Below are 17,312 nucleotides of genomic sequence, written 5' to 3' on the forward strand. Positions count from 1 at the left end.
ATGCCCGACGTGGAAAGTTTTTGGCATAGCCTTGAAGAAGCCTATCAAGCGATTTTGTCGGCGCCAAGTTTTGATGCTTGGATTAAAACCACACGCCCTTTGAAATTAGACAACAATCAATTGTGGCTAGAAGTCCCTTCTGCAGTTCATCGTGATTACTGGGAAAAAAATCTTTCGGCAAAAATTGTCGAAACTGGATTTAAATTGACCGGTGCAGAAGTGATGCCCCATTTTGTTGTTGCCGATGAAAAAGACGCAGCACTGGCACAAGAACTCGAAGAACCTGCCGAAGAAGAAGTTGTTTTTAGTGAACAAAGTAAAAAAGCGATGCTTAATCCTAAGTACACTTTCGACACCTTCGTTATTGGTAAAGGAAACCAAATGGCGCACGCTGCAGCGCTTGTTGTTGCCGAGGATCCAGGTTCGATTTACAATCCCCTTTTCTTCTATGGTGGTGTAGGGTTAGGGAAAACCCATTTGATGCATGCTATTGGTCATCAAATGTTAGTGAATCAACCAGATGCCAAAGTCAAATATGTTAGTAGCGAAACGTTTACGAATGAATTTATCAACTCAATTCAAACAAAGACATCCGAACAATTTCGGAAAGAATATCGCAATGTTGACTTATTATTAGTCGATGATATTCAATTTTTGGCGGAAAAAGAAGCAACATTGGAAGAATTTTTCCATACCTTCAACGATCTTTACAATGAAAATAAACAAATTGTTTTAACAAGTGATCGCCCGCCGAATGATATTCCAAAATTACCTGAACGATTAGTTTCTCGCTTTGCTTGGGGTTTGTCTGTTGATATCACCCCGCCTGATTTAGAAACACGGATTGCAATTTTGCGCAAAAAAGCAGATGCCGAGCGTTTAGAAATTCCGGATGATACACTAAGTTATATCGCTGGTCAAATTGATTCCAACATCCGTGAATTAGAGGGTGCTTTGGTCCGTGTTCAAGCCTTTGCAACTATTAATGGAGAAGATATTACCACTAGTTTAGCGGCGGACGCCTTGAAATCTCTAAAATCAGTTGGTAGTAAAAATCAATTGTCCATTTTACAAATTCAAGAAGAAGTATCCAAATATTATCATGTGCCTCTTAAGGATTTAAAAGGGAAAAAACGGGTGAAAACAATTGTGGTTCCTCGTCAAATCTCAATGTATCTTGCTAGAGAAATGACCGACAATTCCTTGCCAAAAATTGGTGCCGAATTTGGCGGCAAAGATCATACAACGGTGATTCATGCGCACGAAAAGATTCAGCAATTATTGGAAAAAGATCCAGCGATTCAAAAAGAAGTCAGTGAAATTAAAAATTTATTGAACTCTTAGGATGTGGAAAACTAAACAAAAAAGAACAAAGTTATCCACAACTTATACACAAGTGGATAACTTAGTAAAATCAATGCTCTTTTGACTTTTCCACAGAATCAACATGCCCTATTACTTTTATTATTTATTTATATATAATATACAAAACAGTGGCGTACAAAATTAGAACGTATTGAAAATACTTAAAAAGGAGTTTACATTATGAAATTAACGGTCAAACGAAGTGTCTTTTTACAAGAATTACAAACTGTTCAACGAGCAATTTCTTCTAAAACAACGATTCCAATCTTAACAGGTGTTAAAATTGTGTTATCAGAAGATGGCTTATCACTTACTGGGAGTAACGCGGATATTTCAATTGAAAGTTTTTTAAGTAAAGATGATGAAAAAGCTCAAATGACCATTGAACGCACAGGTAGCATCGTTTTACAATCTCGTTTCTTTGGCGAAATTATTCGTAAATTACCAGAAGATATGTTCACAATGGAAGTTCTAGATAACAATCAAGTTGCAATTACTTCAGGAAAAGCTGATTTTACGGTTAATGGATTAGATGCTGACAATTATCCGCACTTACCAGTAATTGATACTCAAAACCAAATGAAATTACCTGTTCATTTATTGACAAAAATTATTAGTGAAACAGGTTTTGCTGTATCGATGCACGAAAGTCGTCCAATTTTAACTGGGGTTCACTTTATTTTAGAAAATCAAAAATTACTTGCCGTTGCGACAGATTCACATCGTTTAAGTCAACGTGTGATCCCGACAGAACAAGCAGTAGAAGACTTTAACATTGTAATTCCAGGAAAAAGTTTAACTGAACTTTCTCGTTCATTAACCAATGAAGAAGAAATGGTTGAAATCAGCATTATGGAAAACCAAGTGCTTTTTAAAACAGAAACAATGTACTTCTATTCTCGTTTGTTAGAAGGAAATTATCCTGATACCAACCGTTTAATTCCAACTAGCCATAACACTCAAATTGAATTTTATGTACCAGAATTGCTTTCAGCAATCGAACGTGCCTCTTTACTTTCTCATGAAGGACGTAACAATATTGTTCGCCTTTCAATTTCACCAGATTCTGTTGTTTTATATGGAAATTCACCTGAAATTGGAAAAGTCGAAGAAGCTTTAAACTATGAAAATGTTTCTGGTGAAGCGTTGGATATTTCTTTCAACCCAGATTATATGAAAGATGCATTGCGAGCGTTTGGCGATATGAATATTACCGTGAAATTCCTTTCCCCAATTCGTCCGTTTACATTGGAGCCAACCGAAACAGAACTAGATTTCATTCAACTAATTACACCGGTTCGTACAAATTAATCATGTTTAAAAAAGACCTTCGGAAAATCACTATGATCGCCGAAGGTTCTTTTTTGTCGTCTGTTTAAAGCCGATAAACGCTGCTAGATAAGCTTTTTAAAACTATAATAGCTTTTACGCTAATATTATTGTGAATGTTTGAACTATCGTTTGACGAATAAATTCTGCCTTTTTTTCGTGGATAAAGAAAAAAGCCCTTTAATTTTTCGTTTAAGGGCTGTTCATTTTTTTATGAATATTTCCTAGTGAAAGAAGTTTACGTTGCTTAAAACGACGCTCAGACTTCTACAAGCTACTTTTCTTCAATGCATGCCCTCTTCGTTTGTCTTTGAGTTACCCCAAATTGTTTTTTAGTTAAACGCTACTCGTCATTTCTGCCAAATCAGGCCCCTTTTTTCTCAAGAAAATATCAATTTCCGTTTTAAAATGCTTTTTAAGAGTTTTTTTATCCTAATAATATTTTCGGTCATTTAGAATTAAAATTGCTTAGAATGAAAATTAGACAGATAAATTTGTTTTCTCTTATGAAAAAGGGTATAATATATATGAGAACGTATTAGAAAAAAGAGGGATGCACATTGAAAAAAACGTTTGTTTTAGCAACTGAGTATATAACGCTTGGTCAGTTTCTTAAAGAAATCAACGTCATTGGTAGTGGCGGCCAAGCCAAATGGTATTTGGCAGATAATAGCGTGTTTGTTGATGGCGAGTTGGAAAATCGTCGCGGACGGAAACTTTATGCGGGCATGATGATTGAGATACCTGAAGAAGGTACTTTTTTTATGGTGAAAAACGGAAACGAGTCCGACGATGCGGCTGAATGAGCTGACACTTCAGCATTATCGTAATTATGAAACAGTCAGCTTAGATTTTCCAAAAACGTTAAATCTTTTTTTAGGCGAAAACGCCCAAGGAAAAACCAACTTGTTAGAAAGCATTTATGTTCTAGCAATGACACGAAGTCATCGAACCAGCAATGAAAAAGAATTAATTGGCTGGGAACAAGCAGCAGCTAAAATTAGCGGTGTGGTTGAAAAAAAGACAGGCACCGTGCCGTTGGAAATTTTAATTTCCAACAAAGGACGTAAAACCAAGGTTAATCACATTGAGCAAAAAAGGCTCAGTGCGTACATTGGGCAACTGAATGTTATTTTATTTGCCCCAGAAGATTTATCTTTGGTGAAAGGCTCACCTCAAGTCCGCCGGAAATTTATTGACATGGAACTCGGACAAGTGAGTCCTATTTATCTTTATGATCTTGTCCAATATCAGTCTGTTTTAAAGCAACGGAACCAATACCTAAAACAACTAGCTGAAAAAAAACAAACAGATACTGTTTATCTGGATATTTTGACAGAACAGCTAGCTGAATTTGGCGGGAAAGTTCTATACGCTCGGTTAGGTTTTCTTAAAAAATTAGAACACTGGGCAAACTTACTCCATCAAAAAATTAGTCATGGACGCGAAACGCTCACCATAGACTACGCATCAAGCATCCCAATTGACAACACGGATCTTTCCTTAGAAGCACTTCAAAATCAATTGCTCCAACAATTAATGAACAATCGTAAGCGTGAATTGTTTAAAGCGAATACTTTTTTAGGCCCTCATCGTGACGATTTGCTATTTATTGTCAATGGTCAAAATGTTCAAACGTATGGCTCACAAGGTCAACAGCGAACGACAGCTTTAAGTATTAAATTGGCAGAGATTGATTTGATGCATTCAGAAACAGGAGAATATCCTGTGTTATTACTAGATGATGTCATGAGTGAATTAGATAATGAACGTCAAATTCACTTGTTAGAAACGATTGAAGGCAAAGTTCAAACGTTCTTAACGACAACTAGTTTAGATCACATAAAAGACAAGCTAACAGTTGAACCAGATATTTTTTATGTTCAACAAGGCAAGATAGAAAGGAATTCAGCGACATGACAGAAGAAGAAAAAAACATGAGAGAACGTGCGCAAGAATATGACGCTAGTCAGATTCAAGTTTTGGAGGGCTTAGAAGCTGTCCGGAAACGTCCTGGTATGTACATAGGTTCTACTAGTGGCGAAGGGTTACACCACTTAGTATGGGAAATCGTTGACAACTCTATCGACGAAGCCTTAGCAGGATTTGCTAAATCAATTCAAGTAATTATCGAACCAGACGATAGTATTACTGTTATCGATGATGGTCGTGGAATTCCAGTCGGGATTCAAGCCAAAACAGGTCGCCCAGCTGTGGAAACAGTGTTTACAGTGCTACATGCCGGCGGGAAATTTGGCGGTGGCGGCTATAAAGTATCAGGTGGCTTGCACGGTGTTGGTTCCTCTGTTGTTAATGCTTTATCGACCAGTTTAGATGTTCGTGTTTATAAAGATGGCAAAGTGTATTACCAAGAATATCGTCGTGGTGCGGTTGTTGATGACCTAAAAGTTATCGAAGAAACGGATCGTCACGGAACCACTGTTCACTTTATTCCAGATCCTGAAATTTTTACAGAAACAACCGTTTATGATTTTGATAAATTAGCAACACGGGTTCGTGAATTAGCCTTTTTAAATCGAGGCTTACACATTTCAATTGAAGACCGTCGTGAAGGACAAGAAGATAAAAAAGAGTATCACTATGAAGGCGGGATTAAGAGTTATGTTGAGCATTTAAATGCCAATAAAGACGTTATTTTCCCAGAGCCAATCTTCATTGAAGGAGAGCAACAAGATATTACAGTGGAAGTGTCAATGCAGTATACAGATGGCTACCACTCAAATATTTTAAGTTTTGCCAACAATATTCATACTTATGAAGGCGGAACGCATGAATCTGGTTTTAAAACTTCTTTAACACGTGTGATTAATGACTATGCACGTAAACAAAAATTGATGAAAGAAAACGATGAAAAATTAACTGGGGAAGATGTTCGTGAAGGCTTAACCGCAGTGGTTTCCATCAAACATCCAGATCCTCAATTTGAAGGACAAACCAAAACGAAATTAGGAAACTCAGAAGTACGGACCGTCACGGATCGTTTATTCTCAGAATACTTTACAAAATTCTTGATGGAAAATCCAACAGTCGGCAAACAAATTGTCGAAAAAGGCATGTTGGCTTCAAAAGCTCGTTTAGCCGCTAAAAGAGCCCGTGAAGTCACCCGTCGTAAAGGCGCGTTAGAAATTAGCAACTTGCCAGGGAAGCTGGCTGATTGCTCAAGTAAAGATCCGGAAAAATGCGAATTATTTATCGTCGAAGGAGACTCGGCCGGCGGTTCAGCAAAACAAGGCCGTAGCCGTGAATTCCAAGCCATTTTACCAATTCGTGGGAAAATCTTGAATGTTGAGAAAGCCAGCATGGATAAAATTTTAGCCAATGAAGAAATTCGGTCATTATTTACAGCTATGGGAACAGGCTTCGGCGAAGATTTCGATGTTTCTAAAGCACGTTATCACAAACTAGTGATTATGACCGATGCCGATGTCGATGGTGCGCATATTCGAACGTTGTTATTAACCTTGTTCTATCGCTTCATGCGTCCAATTGTTGAAGCTGGTTATGTGTATATTGCCCAACCACCACTATATGGTGTGAAACAAGGGAAAAACATCACCTACGTTCAACCGGGCAAACATGCTGAAGAGGAACTAGCAAAAGTGTTAGAAGAATTACCTGCTTCACCAAAACCAAGTGTTCAACGTTACAAAGGTTTGGGTGAAATGGATGATCACCAACTTTGGGAAACAACAATGGACCCAGAAAAACGATTAATGGCGCGAGTGAGTGTCGATGATGCCATTGAAGCTGACCAAATTTTTGAAATGCTAATGGGCGATCGTGTGGAACCACGTCGTGCGTTTATCGAAGAAAATGCCCATTACGTGAAAAACTTGGATATTTAATGTGTCGCAACGTTGTAAGAGACGCTAGAACATATATTTAGAGGGGAAAAAATTCATGAGTGAAGAAATTAAAGAAAACATTCAAGACGTCAATCTGACCAGCGAAATGAAAGAATCTTTCATTGACTACGCAATGAGTGTTATCGTAGCCCGCGCGTTACCTGACGTTCGTGACGGTTTAAAACCTGTTCATCGCCGAATCTTATATGGAATGAACGAATTAGGGGTAACCCCTGATAAGCCACACAAAAAATCAGCCCGGATTGTTGGGGATGTTATGGGTAAATATCACCCCCATGGGGACAGTGCGATTTACGAATCAATGGTGCGGATGGCACAACCTTTTAGTTATCGGGCTATGTTAGTTGACGGCCACGGAAACTTCGGTTCTGTCGATGGTGACGGCGCTGCCGCTATGCGTTATACCGAAGCACGTATGAGTAAAATTGCTTTAGAAATGCTACGAGATATTAACAAAAATACAGTCGATTTCCAAGGAAACTATGATGATTCAGAACAAGAACCAGTAGTTTTACCTGCTCGTTTTCCAAACTTACTAGTTAACGGAACAACGGGGATTGCGGTGGGGATGGCAACAAATATTCCACCACACAATTTAAGTGAAGTGATTGATGCAACAAGTTTATTGATGGACAATCCTGATGTAACGACGAATGAATTGATGGAAGTGTTACCTGGACCAGATTTTCCAACAGGCGGTTTAGTGATGGGGAAATCAGGGATTCGCCGAGCATATGAAACGGGGAAAGGTTCGATTACAGTTCGTGCAAAAGTTGAATTGACTGAAATGCCGAATGGAAAAGAACGTATTTTAGTAACTGAATTGCCTTATATGGTGAATAAAGCCAAATTAATCGAACGAATTTCTGAATTACACAGAGATAAACGAATTGAAGGAATTACTGATTTGCGGGATGAATCTTCTCGTGAAGGCATGCGGATCGTCATCGATGTTCGTCGAGATGTGAGTGCCTCTGTTGTGTTAAACAACTTGTACAAAATGACTGCCTTACAAACATCTTTTGGTTTTAACATGTTAGCCATCGAAAAAGGCGTACCGAAAATTTTAAGCTTGAAACGTATTTTAGAAAATTACGTCGAGCACCAAAAAGAAGTCATTACTCGCCGGACGATTTTTGACAAAAACAAAGCAGAAGCACGGGCGCATATTTTAGAAGGTCTACGAATTGCCTTAGATCATATCGATGAAATCATTGCCATTATCCGTGGATCACAATCAGATGACGAAGCAAAAGCAACGTTAATTGAACGCTTTGAATTTTCAGATCGTCAAGCGCAAGCGATTTTAGATATGCGTTTACGCCGTTTAACAGGCTTAGAACGCGACAAAATTGAAAATGAATATCAAGAGCTATTGAAATTCATTGCGGACTTAGAGGACATTTTAGCCCGCCCAGAACGCGTCATTGAAATCATTAAAACAGAGTTAAATGACGTTCGCACAAAATTTGGTGATGCACGACGCACAGAATTATTAGTAGGTGAAGTCCTAAGTCTTGAAGATGAAGATTTAATCGAAGAAGAAGAAGTCGTGATTACGTTAACCAATAACGGCTACATTAAGCGGATGGCAAACTCCGAATTCCGGGCGCAACGCCGTGGCGGACGTGGTGTCCAAGGGATGGGCGTTCATGATGATGATTTCGTGAAAAACCTAGTTTCTTGTTCAACACACGACACGTTATTATTCTTTACGAACACTGGGAAAGTTTACCGAGCAAAAGGTTACGAAATCCCTGAATACGGTAGAACAGCAAAAGGAATTCCAGTGATTAACTTACTGGGAATTGATTCTGCAGAAAAAATTCAAGCGATTATTTCTGTTGAGGGCAAAGCGGAAGCAGGTAAATACTTGTTCTTCACAACCTTAAAAGGAACCGTCAAACGGACAGCCGTAACAGCCTTTTCTAATATCCGTAGTAATGGATTAATCGCCATTAGCTTAAAAGAAGATGATGAGTTAGTTAACGTGGTAACGACTAATGGCAATCAGAAGATGATTATCGGAACACATGCAGGATACTCTGTCACATTTGATGAAAATACTGTACGTGATATGGGCCGGACAGCATCAGGTGTTCGGGGAATCCGTCTCCGCGAAAATGATTATGTGGTCGGCGCAGCGATTCTGGATGAAAATAAAGAAGTCCTAGTCATTACTGAAAATGGTTATGGTAAGCGTACAAAAGCTTCTGAATATCCAGTTAAAGGACGTGGCGGTAAAGGGATTAAGACAGCAAATATCACTGAGAAAAATGGTCCATTAGCTGGTTTAACCACGGTCAATGGGGATGAAGATATCTTATTGATTACGAACAAAGGCGTCATTATCCGCTTTAACGTTGATTCTGTTTCTCAAACAGGACGCGCAACATTAGGGGTTCGTTTAATGAGAATGGAAGATGGTGCCAAAGTGGTAACAATGGCTGTTGTAGAACCAGAAGAAGTGGAAGAAGAAATCGTTGAAGTTGTAGAAACAACAGAAAACGAAACAACATCAGAAACAGAAGAATAACATAAAAAAGTTTCGCCAGTTGGCGAAACTTTTTTATTGGGACTTTCCAAAACTATTTCTTGCTTTTGTCCATCAATTAGCATATAATTAGAGATTGTGAACTACCTTTTTAGGTATGTTCTCCTTGCTCTTAGCCAACTAAGAGCCTTGAAGTCCATAGGGAGGTGAAAATCAATGAGTCAAGATACGAAGTACGAAATCATGTACATTATTCGTCCGAACATTGATGAAGAAGCAAAAACTGCTTTAGTAGAACGTTTCGACACAATCTTAAAAGATAACGGAGCAGAAGTTATCGAATCTAAAGATTGGGAAAAACGCCGCTTAGCATATGAAATGAACGGATTCCGTGAAGGCATCTATCATATCGTTAATGTTACTTCTCCATCAACAGCTGGCGCAATCAACGAGTTTGATCGTTTAGCAAAAATCAATGACGATATTATCCGTCATATGATCGTGAAGGTAGAAGCATAATTTGTTTCACATGAAACATTTATTGACGAAAGGAGATGTTTTGAATGATTAATAACGTTGTATTAGTCGGAAGATTGACAAAAGATCCTGACTTACGTTACACCGCTAGTGGTTCAGCTGTTGCGACCTTTACACTTGCTGTAAACCGTAACTTTACGAATCAAAATGGTGACCGTGAAGCAGACTTTATCAACTGTGTGATTTGGCGTAAACCCGCAGAAACAATGGCTAATTATGCCCGTAAAGGTACATTATTAGGTGTTGTCGGAAGAATTCAAACTCGTAACTACGAGAACCAACAAGGTCAACGTGTCTACGTAACTGAAGTGGTTTGTGAAAACTTCCAATTGTTAGAATCTCGTTCTGCTTCAGAACAAAGAGGAACTGGCGGCGGTAGCTTTAATAACAACGAAAATGGTTATCAATCACAAAATCGTAGCTTTGGTAATAACAATGCCGGTTCTGGATTTAATAACAACAACAATAGTTTCAATCCATCATCTTCTCAGTCGCAAAACAATAACGGTATGCCTGATTTCGATAAAGATTCTGATCCATTTGGTGGCTCAGGTTCATCTATCGACATTTCAGATGATGATTTACCATTCTAAACGAATTTGATAGGAGGGAACAAGAATGGCACAACAAAGAAGAGGCGGACGTAAACGTCGGAAAGTCGACTACATCGCAGCAAACCACATCGAATACATCGATTATAAAGATACTGAATTGTTAAAACGATTCATTTCAGAACGTGGCAAAATTTTACCACGTCGTGTTACAGGTACTGGCGCTAAAAACCAACGTAAATTAACGATTGCTATTAAACGCGCACGTATCATGGGATTATTACCATTCGTTAGTGACGAACAATAATTTTATGACAATTTCCAGAACCAAAGAGCTTGCTCTTTGGTTCTTTTTTATCTTGACTAGTGTTTCACGTGAAACATAACAAGGTTCGCAGAATGAAGTGTTTTGTGATAAAATAAGGGATGAAATAACTAGTGAATCACCAGAGCTATATGCTCGTTGGAACAAGTCGCCTCAAAGGTCTGCAGAAAGATTGGAGGCAAAAAAATGCAAAAGAAGAGAATTCAAAAAAACGGTTTCTTAATTGTTGTGGGTCTTCTCTTAGTAGAATTTCTCCTCTATTTCTTACTAACAAATAAATGGCTGCTATTGGCGGTAATTATCGCATTAGATATCTTTCTCTTAGTGGTTATTCGGCTGTTGATTAGAGATGTAGAAATTACAAACGTAGAAAAGATTCAAGAAGCAAGTTCCATTGCTGAACAATCGTTGGATTATGTTGTAAATGAAGTACCTGTGGGAATTATTACGTATAACGGGGAAACACGCGCGGTAGAATGGCTTAATCCTTATGCTGCTTCTATTTTTAATAAAGACAATCAGCTAACGTTAACCGCTAGCCAAGTTACGTCTTATTTAGAATTAGCAGAACGAAACCAAGATATTTTTACGATTGACGAAAATACCTATCGCTTTAGCGTCAATAAAGAACAACATACAATTACTTTTGAAGATATCACTAAAGAAAGTAATTTGTATCAAGAAAAAGTCGAAATGCAAACGGCTATTGGCATTGTGTCTGTCGATAATTATGATGATGTCACCGATACAATGGACGAGAAAGAAATTTCTTATTTGAATAGTTTCATTACGACGATGGTTTCTGATTGGATGGACCAATACAAAGTTTTTTATAAGCGAATCAACGCAGAACGTTATTTTTTCATTGCCCAATGGGAAGATATTCAAAAAATGATGGACGAAAAATTTTCTATTTTGGATACGATCCGTAAGGAATCAGCTAACCATGAAGTAGCTATTACGTTAAGCATGGGGATTGCTTATGGGGGGCCAACCTTAGATCAAACCGGGACCACGGCTCAAACGAACCTAGATACAGCTTTAGTACGTGGTGGTGATCAAGTGGTTGTAAAAGAAGCCAAAGATGAAGCGAAGCCGTTATTTTTTGGTGGAAAAACGGCAGTAACGACGAAACGTTCCCAAGTACGTTCTCGCGCAATGAGCATGGCAATTAAGGGAATTATTGCGGAATCTGCTGACATCTATATTATGGGCCATCGTTATCCAGATATGGATGCGTTAGGTTCAGCATTTGGTGTTGCTCGTTTAGCCTCGTTTAATAATCGAAAAGCGTGGATTGTTTTAGATGAAAATGAAATCATTCCCGATGTCAAAAGAGTGTTAGAGGCGATTAAAGAGTACCCAGAATTAGAAGAGCGCATTATTAGTCCTAAAGAGGCCATGAAGCGCAAGAAAGAAAGTAGCTTATTAGTTATGGTAGATTACCATAAACCGTCTCTATCGATCTCACAAGAGCTCTATGAGCGTTTTGATAAAGTAGTAATCATTGATCACCATCGACGAGGAGACGAATTTCCAGCAAAACCCTTGCTTTCTTATATTGAATCTTCTGCCTCTTCTGCTTCAGAATTAGTCACAGAATTGATCGAATACCAAAGTAATAGCGCAAATAAACTGCAGGCCTTTGAAGCAACCATGATGTTGGCGGGAATTGTGGTTGATACGAAAAGTTTCAATACACGAACGACGGCGCGAACATTTGATGTGGCTAGTTATTTACGAACTTGTGGAGCAGACTCATCTTTAGTACAATATCTATTAAGTTCTGATCTTACAAGCTATCTGGAAATGAACAACTTAATCTCTAAAAGCGAATATGTCACAAAAGATACCGTCGTTGTTGCCGGGAGTGAAGACAAAGAATATGATAGTGTCACAGCTGCCAAAACAGCGGACACGTTACTTTCTATGGCAGGGATTAATGCAGCATTTGTCATTACCAAGCGGACGGATCAACAGATTGGCATTAGTGCTCGGAGTAATGGTTCAATTAATGTCCAAATTATTATGGAAAATTTAGGTGGTGGCGGTCACTTTACTAATGCGGCAGTACAATTATCAAACGTAACAGTAGCAGAAGTAAAAGAGCAACTACTTGATGTAATTCGTCAAAATATTAATGAAATGTATGAACAGGAGTGAAGGAAATGAAAGTCATTTTTTTACAAGACGTTAAAGGAAAAGGAAAAAAAGGGGACGTAAAAGAAGTGCCAACTGGTTACGCCCAAAACTTTTTAATTAAAAATGGTTATGCGAAAGAAGCCAATAAAGGGAGCATGAGTGCATTAGCGGGTCAAAAGAAAGCCCAAGAAAAACATGAAGCAGAAGTTTTAGCACAAGCAAAAGAAATGCAAGCCTTTTTAGAAGATGAAAAGACTGTTGTAGAGATCAAGGCAAAAGCTGGAGAAGATAGCCGTTTATTTGGCTCAATTCCTTCAAAACAAATTGCAGAAGCCTTAAACAAACAATACAATGTAAAATTGGATAAACGCAAAATCGAATTAGCCAACCCAATTCGTTCTCTAGGTTACACTAACGTACCAGTCAAACTACATCATGAAGTTACAGCGAAAATTAAGGTTCATGTCGTAGCGGAATAATACAATCGATAAAAAAGAAGCCGATTTCTCCGGCTTCTTTTTTATACCAAATAAATTACTCGAATTATTTTTATAATATTTAAAAATCAAATATACAACACTTTAAATTAACGAAAGTGTTATATTTTTATTAGTTGTATATTTTTTAAAATTGAAAAGTGAACTAAAAATAGAGAAATCAGCAGAGAAAAAATGTACTTTTTTTAATGAAATTGTGTTAAAATGGATAGACTAAATGAACCAGAAAGTAAGACATCGTGGGAGAGAACAAAATGAATGAATTATTGCAAGATAGGGTACCGCCACAAAATATTGAAGCGGAACAAGCCGTTTTAGGTTCTATTTTCTTAGATGCAGATGTGCTAATAGAAGCGATGGAATATGTGGAACCTAAAGATTTCTATCGTCGTAGTCATCAGTTGATTTTCCAAACGATGATGACCTTAAGCGACCGAAATGAAGCGATTGATGTGGTAACAATCAAAGATCGCCTAGAACAAGAGAATTTGTTAGAAGATGTTGGTGGACTAAGTTATCTGTCAGATTTAGCTTTAGCTGTGCCGACAGCTGCCAATGTTATTTATTATGCAAAAATTGTTGAACAAAAATCGTTGCTGCGCAACTTAATCCAAACCGCTACAGAGATTGTAACTAAAGGCTTTGAGCAAGGTGAAGATGTTGAATCTATTTTGGATGATGCAGAACGAAGCATTTTAGAAGTCTCCGAAAAGCGGAATCGCAGTGGCTTTTTATCAATTTCAGATGTTCTAAATACAACTATTGCGAATATTGACCAATTATACCAAAATGATGAAGAGATTACTGGTTTACCTACAGGCTATCAAGCATTGGATAAAATGACTGCTGGCTTGCAAGCGGAAGAGCTAATTATTTTAGCGGCCCGTCCAGCGGTAGGGAAAACCGCTTTTGCATTAAATATTGCCCAAAATGTCGGCACCAAAACAGATAAAGCTGTCGCTATTTTTAGTTTAGAAATGGGGGCAGAATCATTAGTGAACCGGATGCTTTGTGCAGAAGGATCCATTGAGGCCAGCCATTTAAGAACAGGGCAATTATCTGAAGAAGAATGGCAAAACTTAATTATTGCGATGGGTAGTTTGTCCCGTGCGAATATCTATATTGATGACACACCAGGGATTAAAATTACCGAAATTCGTGCGAAATGTCGTAAATTAGCACAAGAAAAAGGCAACTTAGGTCTAATTTTGATCGACTACCTACAATTGATTGAAGGAACTGGAAAAGAGAACCGCCAACAGGAGGTTTCTGATATTTCACGTCAATTAAAAAAATTAGCGAAAGAGTTAAAAGTCCCAGTTATCGCTTTGTCACAGCTTTCTCGTGGCGTGGAACAACGTCAAGATAAACGTCCTGTGTTAAGTGATATTCGTGAATCAGGTTCCATTGAGCAAGATGCCGATATCGTTGCCTTTCTTTATCGTGATGATTACTACGATCGTGGTGAAGGAGAAGACGGCGATCATGAGCCACCAGAAGTTGACAATGTTGTAGAAGTCATCATTGAGAAAAACCGTAGTGGTGCGCGTGGAACGGTCGAATTACTTTTCATTAAAGAATATAATAAATTTTCTTCGCTTTCGCCGAGGACAGAATTTTAAAAAAACGAACTCATTTTTTGAGTTCGTTTTTTTGCTTATTAAGGGATTAAAATCAGAGAGTAAAACACGAACAATATTCGTATATTTTATTATTTTACAAAAACATAGCTAAAAATGTTCGTATTTTTGACAGAAACGCTTTTGATTGTGAAAGAATATTCGATTTTTACCCTTGAAAGGGACTGGTTTTACTGGTACAATGATTCAGGACAAAAAAATTATGAACGAGGTGTTCGAATGTCATCAGTAGTAGTTGTTGGAACGCAATGGGGCGACGAAGGTAAAGGAAAAATTACAGACTTTCTAAGTGAAAACGCAGAAGTGATCGCTCGTTACCAAGGCGGAGATAACGCCGGACATACCATTAAATTCGACGGCGTAACGTATAAATTACATTTAATTCCTTCAGGGATTTTCTATAAAGAAAAAATTAGTGTAATTGGTAACGGCGTAGTTGTGAATCCAAAATCTTTAGTAAAAGAATTAGCTTATTTAAAAGAAAATAATGTTGCCACTGATAATTTACGTATTTCAGATCGTGCTCATGTCATCTTGCCGTATCATATTAAATTGGATCAATTGCAAGAAGATGCGAAAGGTGAAAACAAGATTGGGACAACGATTAAAGGAATTGGCCCAGCCTACATGGATAAAGCAGCACGGGTGGGAATCCGTATTGCTGATTTATTGGATAAAGAAATTTTTGCGGAACGTTTGAAAATTAACTTAGAAGAAAAAAATCGTCAATTCGTTAAAATGTTTGATAGCGAAGCCATTGAATTTGATGATATTTTTGAAGAATACTATGAATACGGACAACAAATTAAACAATATGTTACAGATACTTCGGTTATTTTAAATGATGCATTAGATGCTGGAAAACGGGTTTTATTTGAAGGGGCACAAGGTGTCATGTTGGATATCGATCAAGGAACCTATCCATTTGTTACTTCCTCTAATCCAGTAGCTGGTGGCGTAACTATCGGTAGTGGCGTTGGTCCATCAAAAATTAATAAAGTGGTTGGTGTCTGCAAAGCGTACACTTCACGTGTCGGTGACGGCCCATTCCCAACAGAATTATTTGATGAAACAGGAGAAACCATTCGTCGTGTCGGTAAAGAATACGGAACAACAACAGGACGTCCGCGTCGTGTCGGTTGGTTTGATTCAGTAGTTATGCGTCATTCAAAACGTGTATCAGGGATTACGAACTTGTCATTAAACTCGATTGACGTGTTAAGTGGTTTAGAAACGGTGAAAATTTGTACAGCTTATGAACTTGATGGTGAATTAATTTATCATTATCCAGCAAGCTTGAAAGAATTAAGCCGCTGTAAACCAGTTTATGAAGAATTACCAGGTTGGTCTGAAGATATCACTGGTTGCAAAACTTTAGCCGATTTACCAGCTAATGCTCGTAACTACGTGCATCGGATTTCAGAATTAGTTGGTGTGCGCATTTCAACATTCTCTGTAGGTCCAGACCGTAACCAAACGAACGTTTTAGAAAGCGTTTGGGCACAAATTTAAGCAGATTTTTAAGGGAACGTAAAGGATGGCTTATGCCAGTTCAGCCTTTACGTTCTTTTTTAATTTTATATAAAAATGAAAAACTATGGTAAAATAAAAGAAAACATGAAGGGGGCAATTGTCCGTGAATTATCAATTAGTGACAGATTCTTGTTGTGACTTGCCGTATACATACTTAAAAGAAAACCAAGTACCTTTTATTAGCATGAATATTCAAATTGACGGGAAAGAATATCGCGATGATTTAGGTGAAACGTTTGATTATCAGAACTTCTTAACGGCTATTAAAAATGGAAGTATGCCCACTACCTCTCAAGTTAATGTAGGACGCTACAATGAATTTTTCCGTCCTTTTGTGGAGCAAGGGTTACCGGTGATTTATTTAGCTTTTTCATCTGGGTTAAGTGGCTCTTATCAAAGTGCGTTGCAATCAGTAGAGATGTTAAAAGAAGAGTATGATAATGTAGAAATTCATATTATTGACACAAAAGCAGCTAGCTTAGGTCAAGGGATGTTAGTCCGAGAAGCCATTCGATTACAAACAGATGGTCATTCATTAGGAGAAGTTGTTGCCTATCTTGAAGAGCAAAAAATGAAACTTCACTCGTGGGTAACGGTAGATGATTTAAAACATTTAGAACGTGGCGGACGGATTTCTAAAACAGCGGCAGCACTTGGTGGCTTAATGAACATTAAACCAATTATTCGCGTGGATGCGGCAGGCAAACTAGCATCCGTTGGTAAAACTCGTGGACGAAACAAGTCCTTGCAAAAGATTGCGCAAGAAACGATTCAAGGCATTGTAGAGCCAATGAAACAAACACTATTGATTGCATATGCGGGAACGAAAGATGACGCGGAAAAAGTCAAAGAATTAATTGAAAAAGAAATAGAAGTTAATGAGATACTGATTTATCCTCTAGGACCCACCATTACTAGTCATACCGGAATAGGTTGTATTGCTGTGTTTTCTTTTGGTGAAAAAAGAAAATAAAAAATAGAGAAGTCATTTTTTAATGACTTCTCTATTTTT

At 37.9% G+C, this 17,312-nt stretch carries 14 protein-coding genes; all 14 read left to right on the forward strand.

Annotated elements, in window-relative coordinates; genetic code table 11:
• Positions 1–1,344, forward strand: a complete 1,344-nt coding sequence (gene dnaA / locus IGL48_RS00005; RefSeq protein WP_002356013.1) for a chromosomal replication initiator protein DnaA — start codon at positions 1–3, stop codon at positions 1,342–1,344.
• 201 nt (positions 1,345–1,545) lie between these two features.
• Positions 1,546–2,676: a DNA polymerase III subunit beta gene (dnaN, locus tag IGL48_RS00010; RefSeq protein WP_002356014.1), complete on the forward strand. Its 1,131-nt coding sequence runs from the start codon at positions 1,546–1,548 to the stop codon at positions 2,674–2,676.
• 578 nt (positions 2,677–3,254) lie between these two features.
• Positions 3,255–3,500 carry a S4 domain-containing protein YaaA gene (gene yaaA / locus IGL48_RS00015; protein ID WP_002356015.1) on the forward strand — a complete coding sequence of 82 codons (246 nt, stop codon included), beginning with the start codon at positions 3,255–3,257 and terminating at the stop codon, positions 3,498–3,500.
• A complete protein-coding gene (gene recF / locus IGL48_RS00020) occupies positions 3,487–4,614 on the forward strand; it encodes a DNA replication/repair protein RecF (protein ID WP_002356016.1) in 1,128 nt (375 codons plus the stop codon). The genes yaaA and recF overlap by 14 nt, the downstream gene beginning before the upstream one ends.
• Entirely contained in the window at positions 4,611–6,560 is a 1,950-nt protein-coding gene (gyrB, locus tag IGL48_RS00025; RefSeq protein WP_002359210.1) for a DNA topoisomerase (ATP-hydrolyzing) subunit B, read from the forward strand. The genes recF and gyrB overlap by 4 nt, the downstream gene beginning before the upstream one ends.
• Positions 6,561–6,615: 55 nt before the next feature.
• On the forward strand, positions 6,616–9,117 hold the full coding sequence (gene gyrA / locus IGL48_RS00030; RefSeq protein WP_002361457.1) for a DNA gyrase subunit A: 2,502 nt from the start codon (positions 6,616–6,618) through the stop codon (positions 9,115–9,117).
• Between the two features lie 174 nt (positions 9,118–9,291).
• Positions 9,292–9,594, forward strand: a complete 303-nt coding sequence (gene rpsF, locus IGL48_RS00035) for a 30S ribosomal protein S6 (RefSeq protein ID WP_002356019.1) — start codon at positions 9,292–9,294, stop codon at positions 9,592–9,594.
• 44 nt (positions 9,595–9,638) lie between these two features.
• Positions 9,639–10,205: a single-stranded DNA-binding protein gene (gene ssb / locus IGL48_RS00040; RefSeq protein ID WP_002364599.1), complete on the forward strand. Its 567-nt coding sequence runs from the start codon at positions 9,639–9,641 to the stop codon at positions 10,203–10,205.
• 25 nt (positions 10,206–10,230) lie between these two features.
• Positions 10,231–10,470: a 30S ribosomal protein S18 gene (rpsR, locus tag IGL48_RS00045; protein ID WP_002356021.1), complete on the forward strand. Its 240-nt coding sequence runs from the start codon at positions 10,231–10,233 to the stop codon at positions 10,468–10,470.
• A 156-nt stretch (positions 10,471–10,626) separates the two neighbouring features.
• Complete coding sequence (locus IGL48_RS00050) at positions 10,627–12,651, forward strand: DHH family phosphoesterase (RefSeq protein WP_002363542.1); 2,025 nt, start codon at positions 10,627–10,629, stop codon at positions 12,649–12,651.
• Positions 12,652–12,656: 5 nt separating this feature from the next.
• Positions 12,657–13,109 (forward strand): 50S ribosomal protein L9, encoded by a 453-nt coding sequence (rplI, locus tag IGL48_RS00055; RefSeq protein WP_002356023.1) that lies wholly within the window; start codon positions 12,657–12,659, stop codon positions 13,107–13,109.
• 272 nt (positions 13,110–13,381) lie between these two features.
• A complete protein-coding gene (gene dnaB / locus IGL48_RS00060; RefSeq protein WP_002381331.1) occupies positions 13,382–14,749 on the forward strand; it encodes a replicative DNA helicase in 1,368 nt (455 codons plus the stop codon).
• Positions 14,750–14,986: 237 nt separating this feature from the next.
• The gene (locus IGL48_RS00065) at positions 14,987–16,279 is read left to right on the forward strand and encodes an adenylosuccinate synthase (RefSeq protein ID WP_002376293.1); all 1,293 of its coding nucleotides are present in this window, start codon (positions 14,987–14,989) and stop codon (positions 16,277–16,279) included.
• A gap of 124 nt (positions 16,280–16,403) precedes the next feature.
• Positions 16,404–17,273, forward strand: a complete 870-nt coding sequence (locus IGL48_RS00070; RefSeq protein WP_002359214.1) for a DegV family protein — start codon at positions 16,404–16,406, stop codon at positions 17,271–17,273.
• The last annotated feature ends 39 nt before the right edge of the window (positions 17,274–17,312 follow it).

The sequence above is a fragment of the Enterococcus sp. DIV1090 genome (genome assembly GCF_050537975.1).
GTDB lineage: Bacteria > Bacillota > Bacilli > Lactobacillales > Enterococcaceae > Enterococcus > Enterococcus faecalis.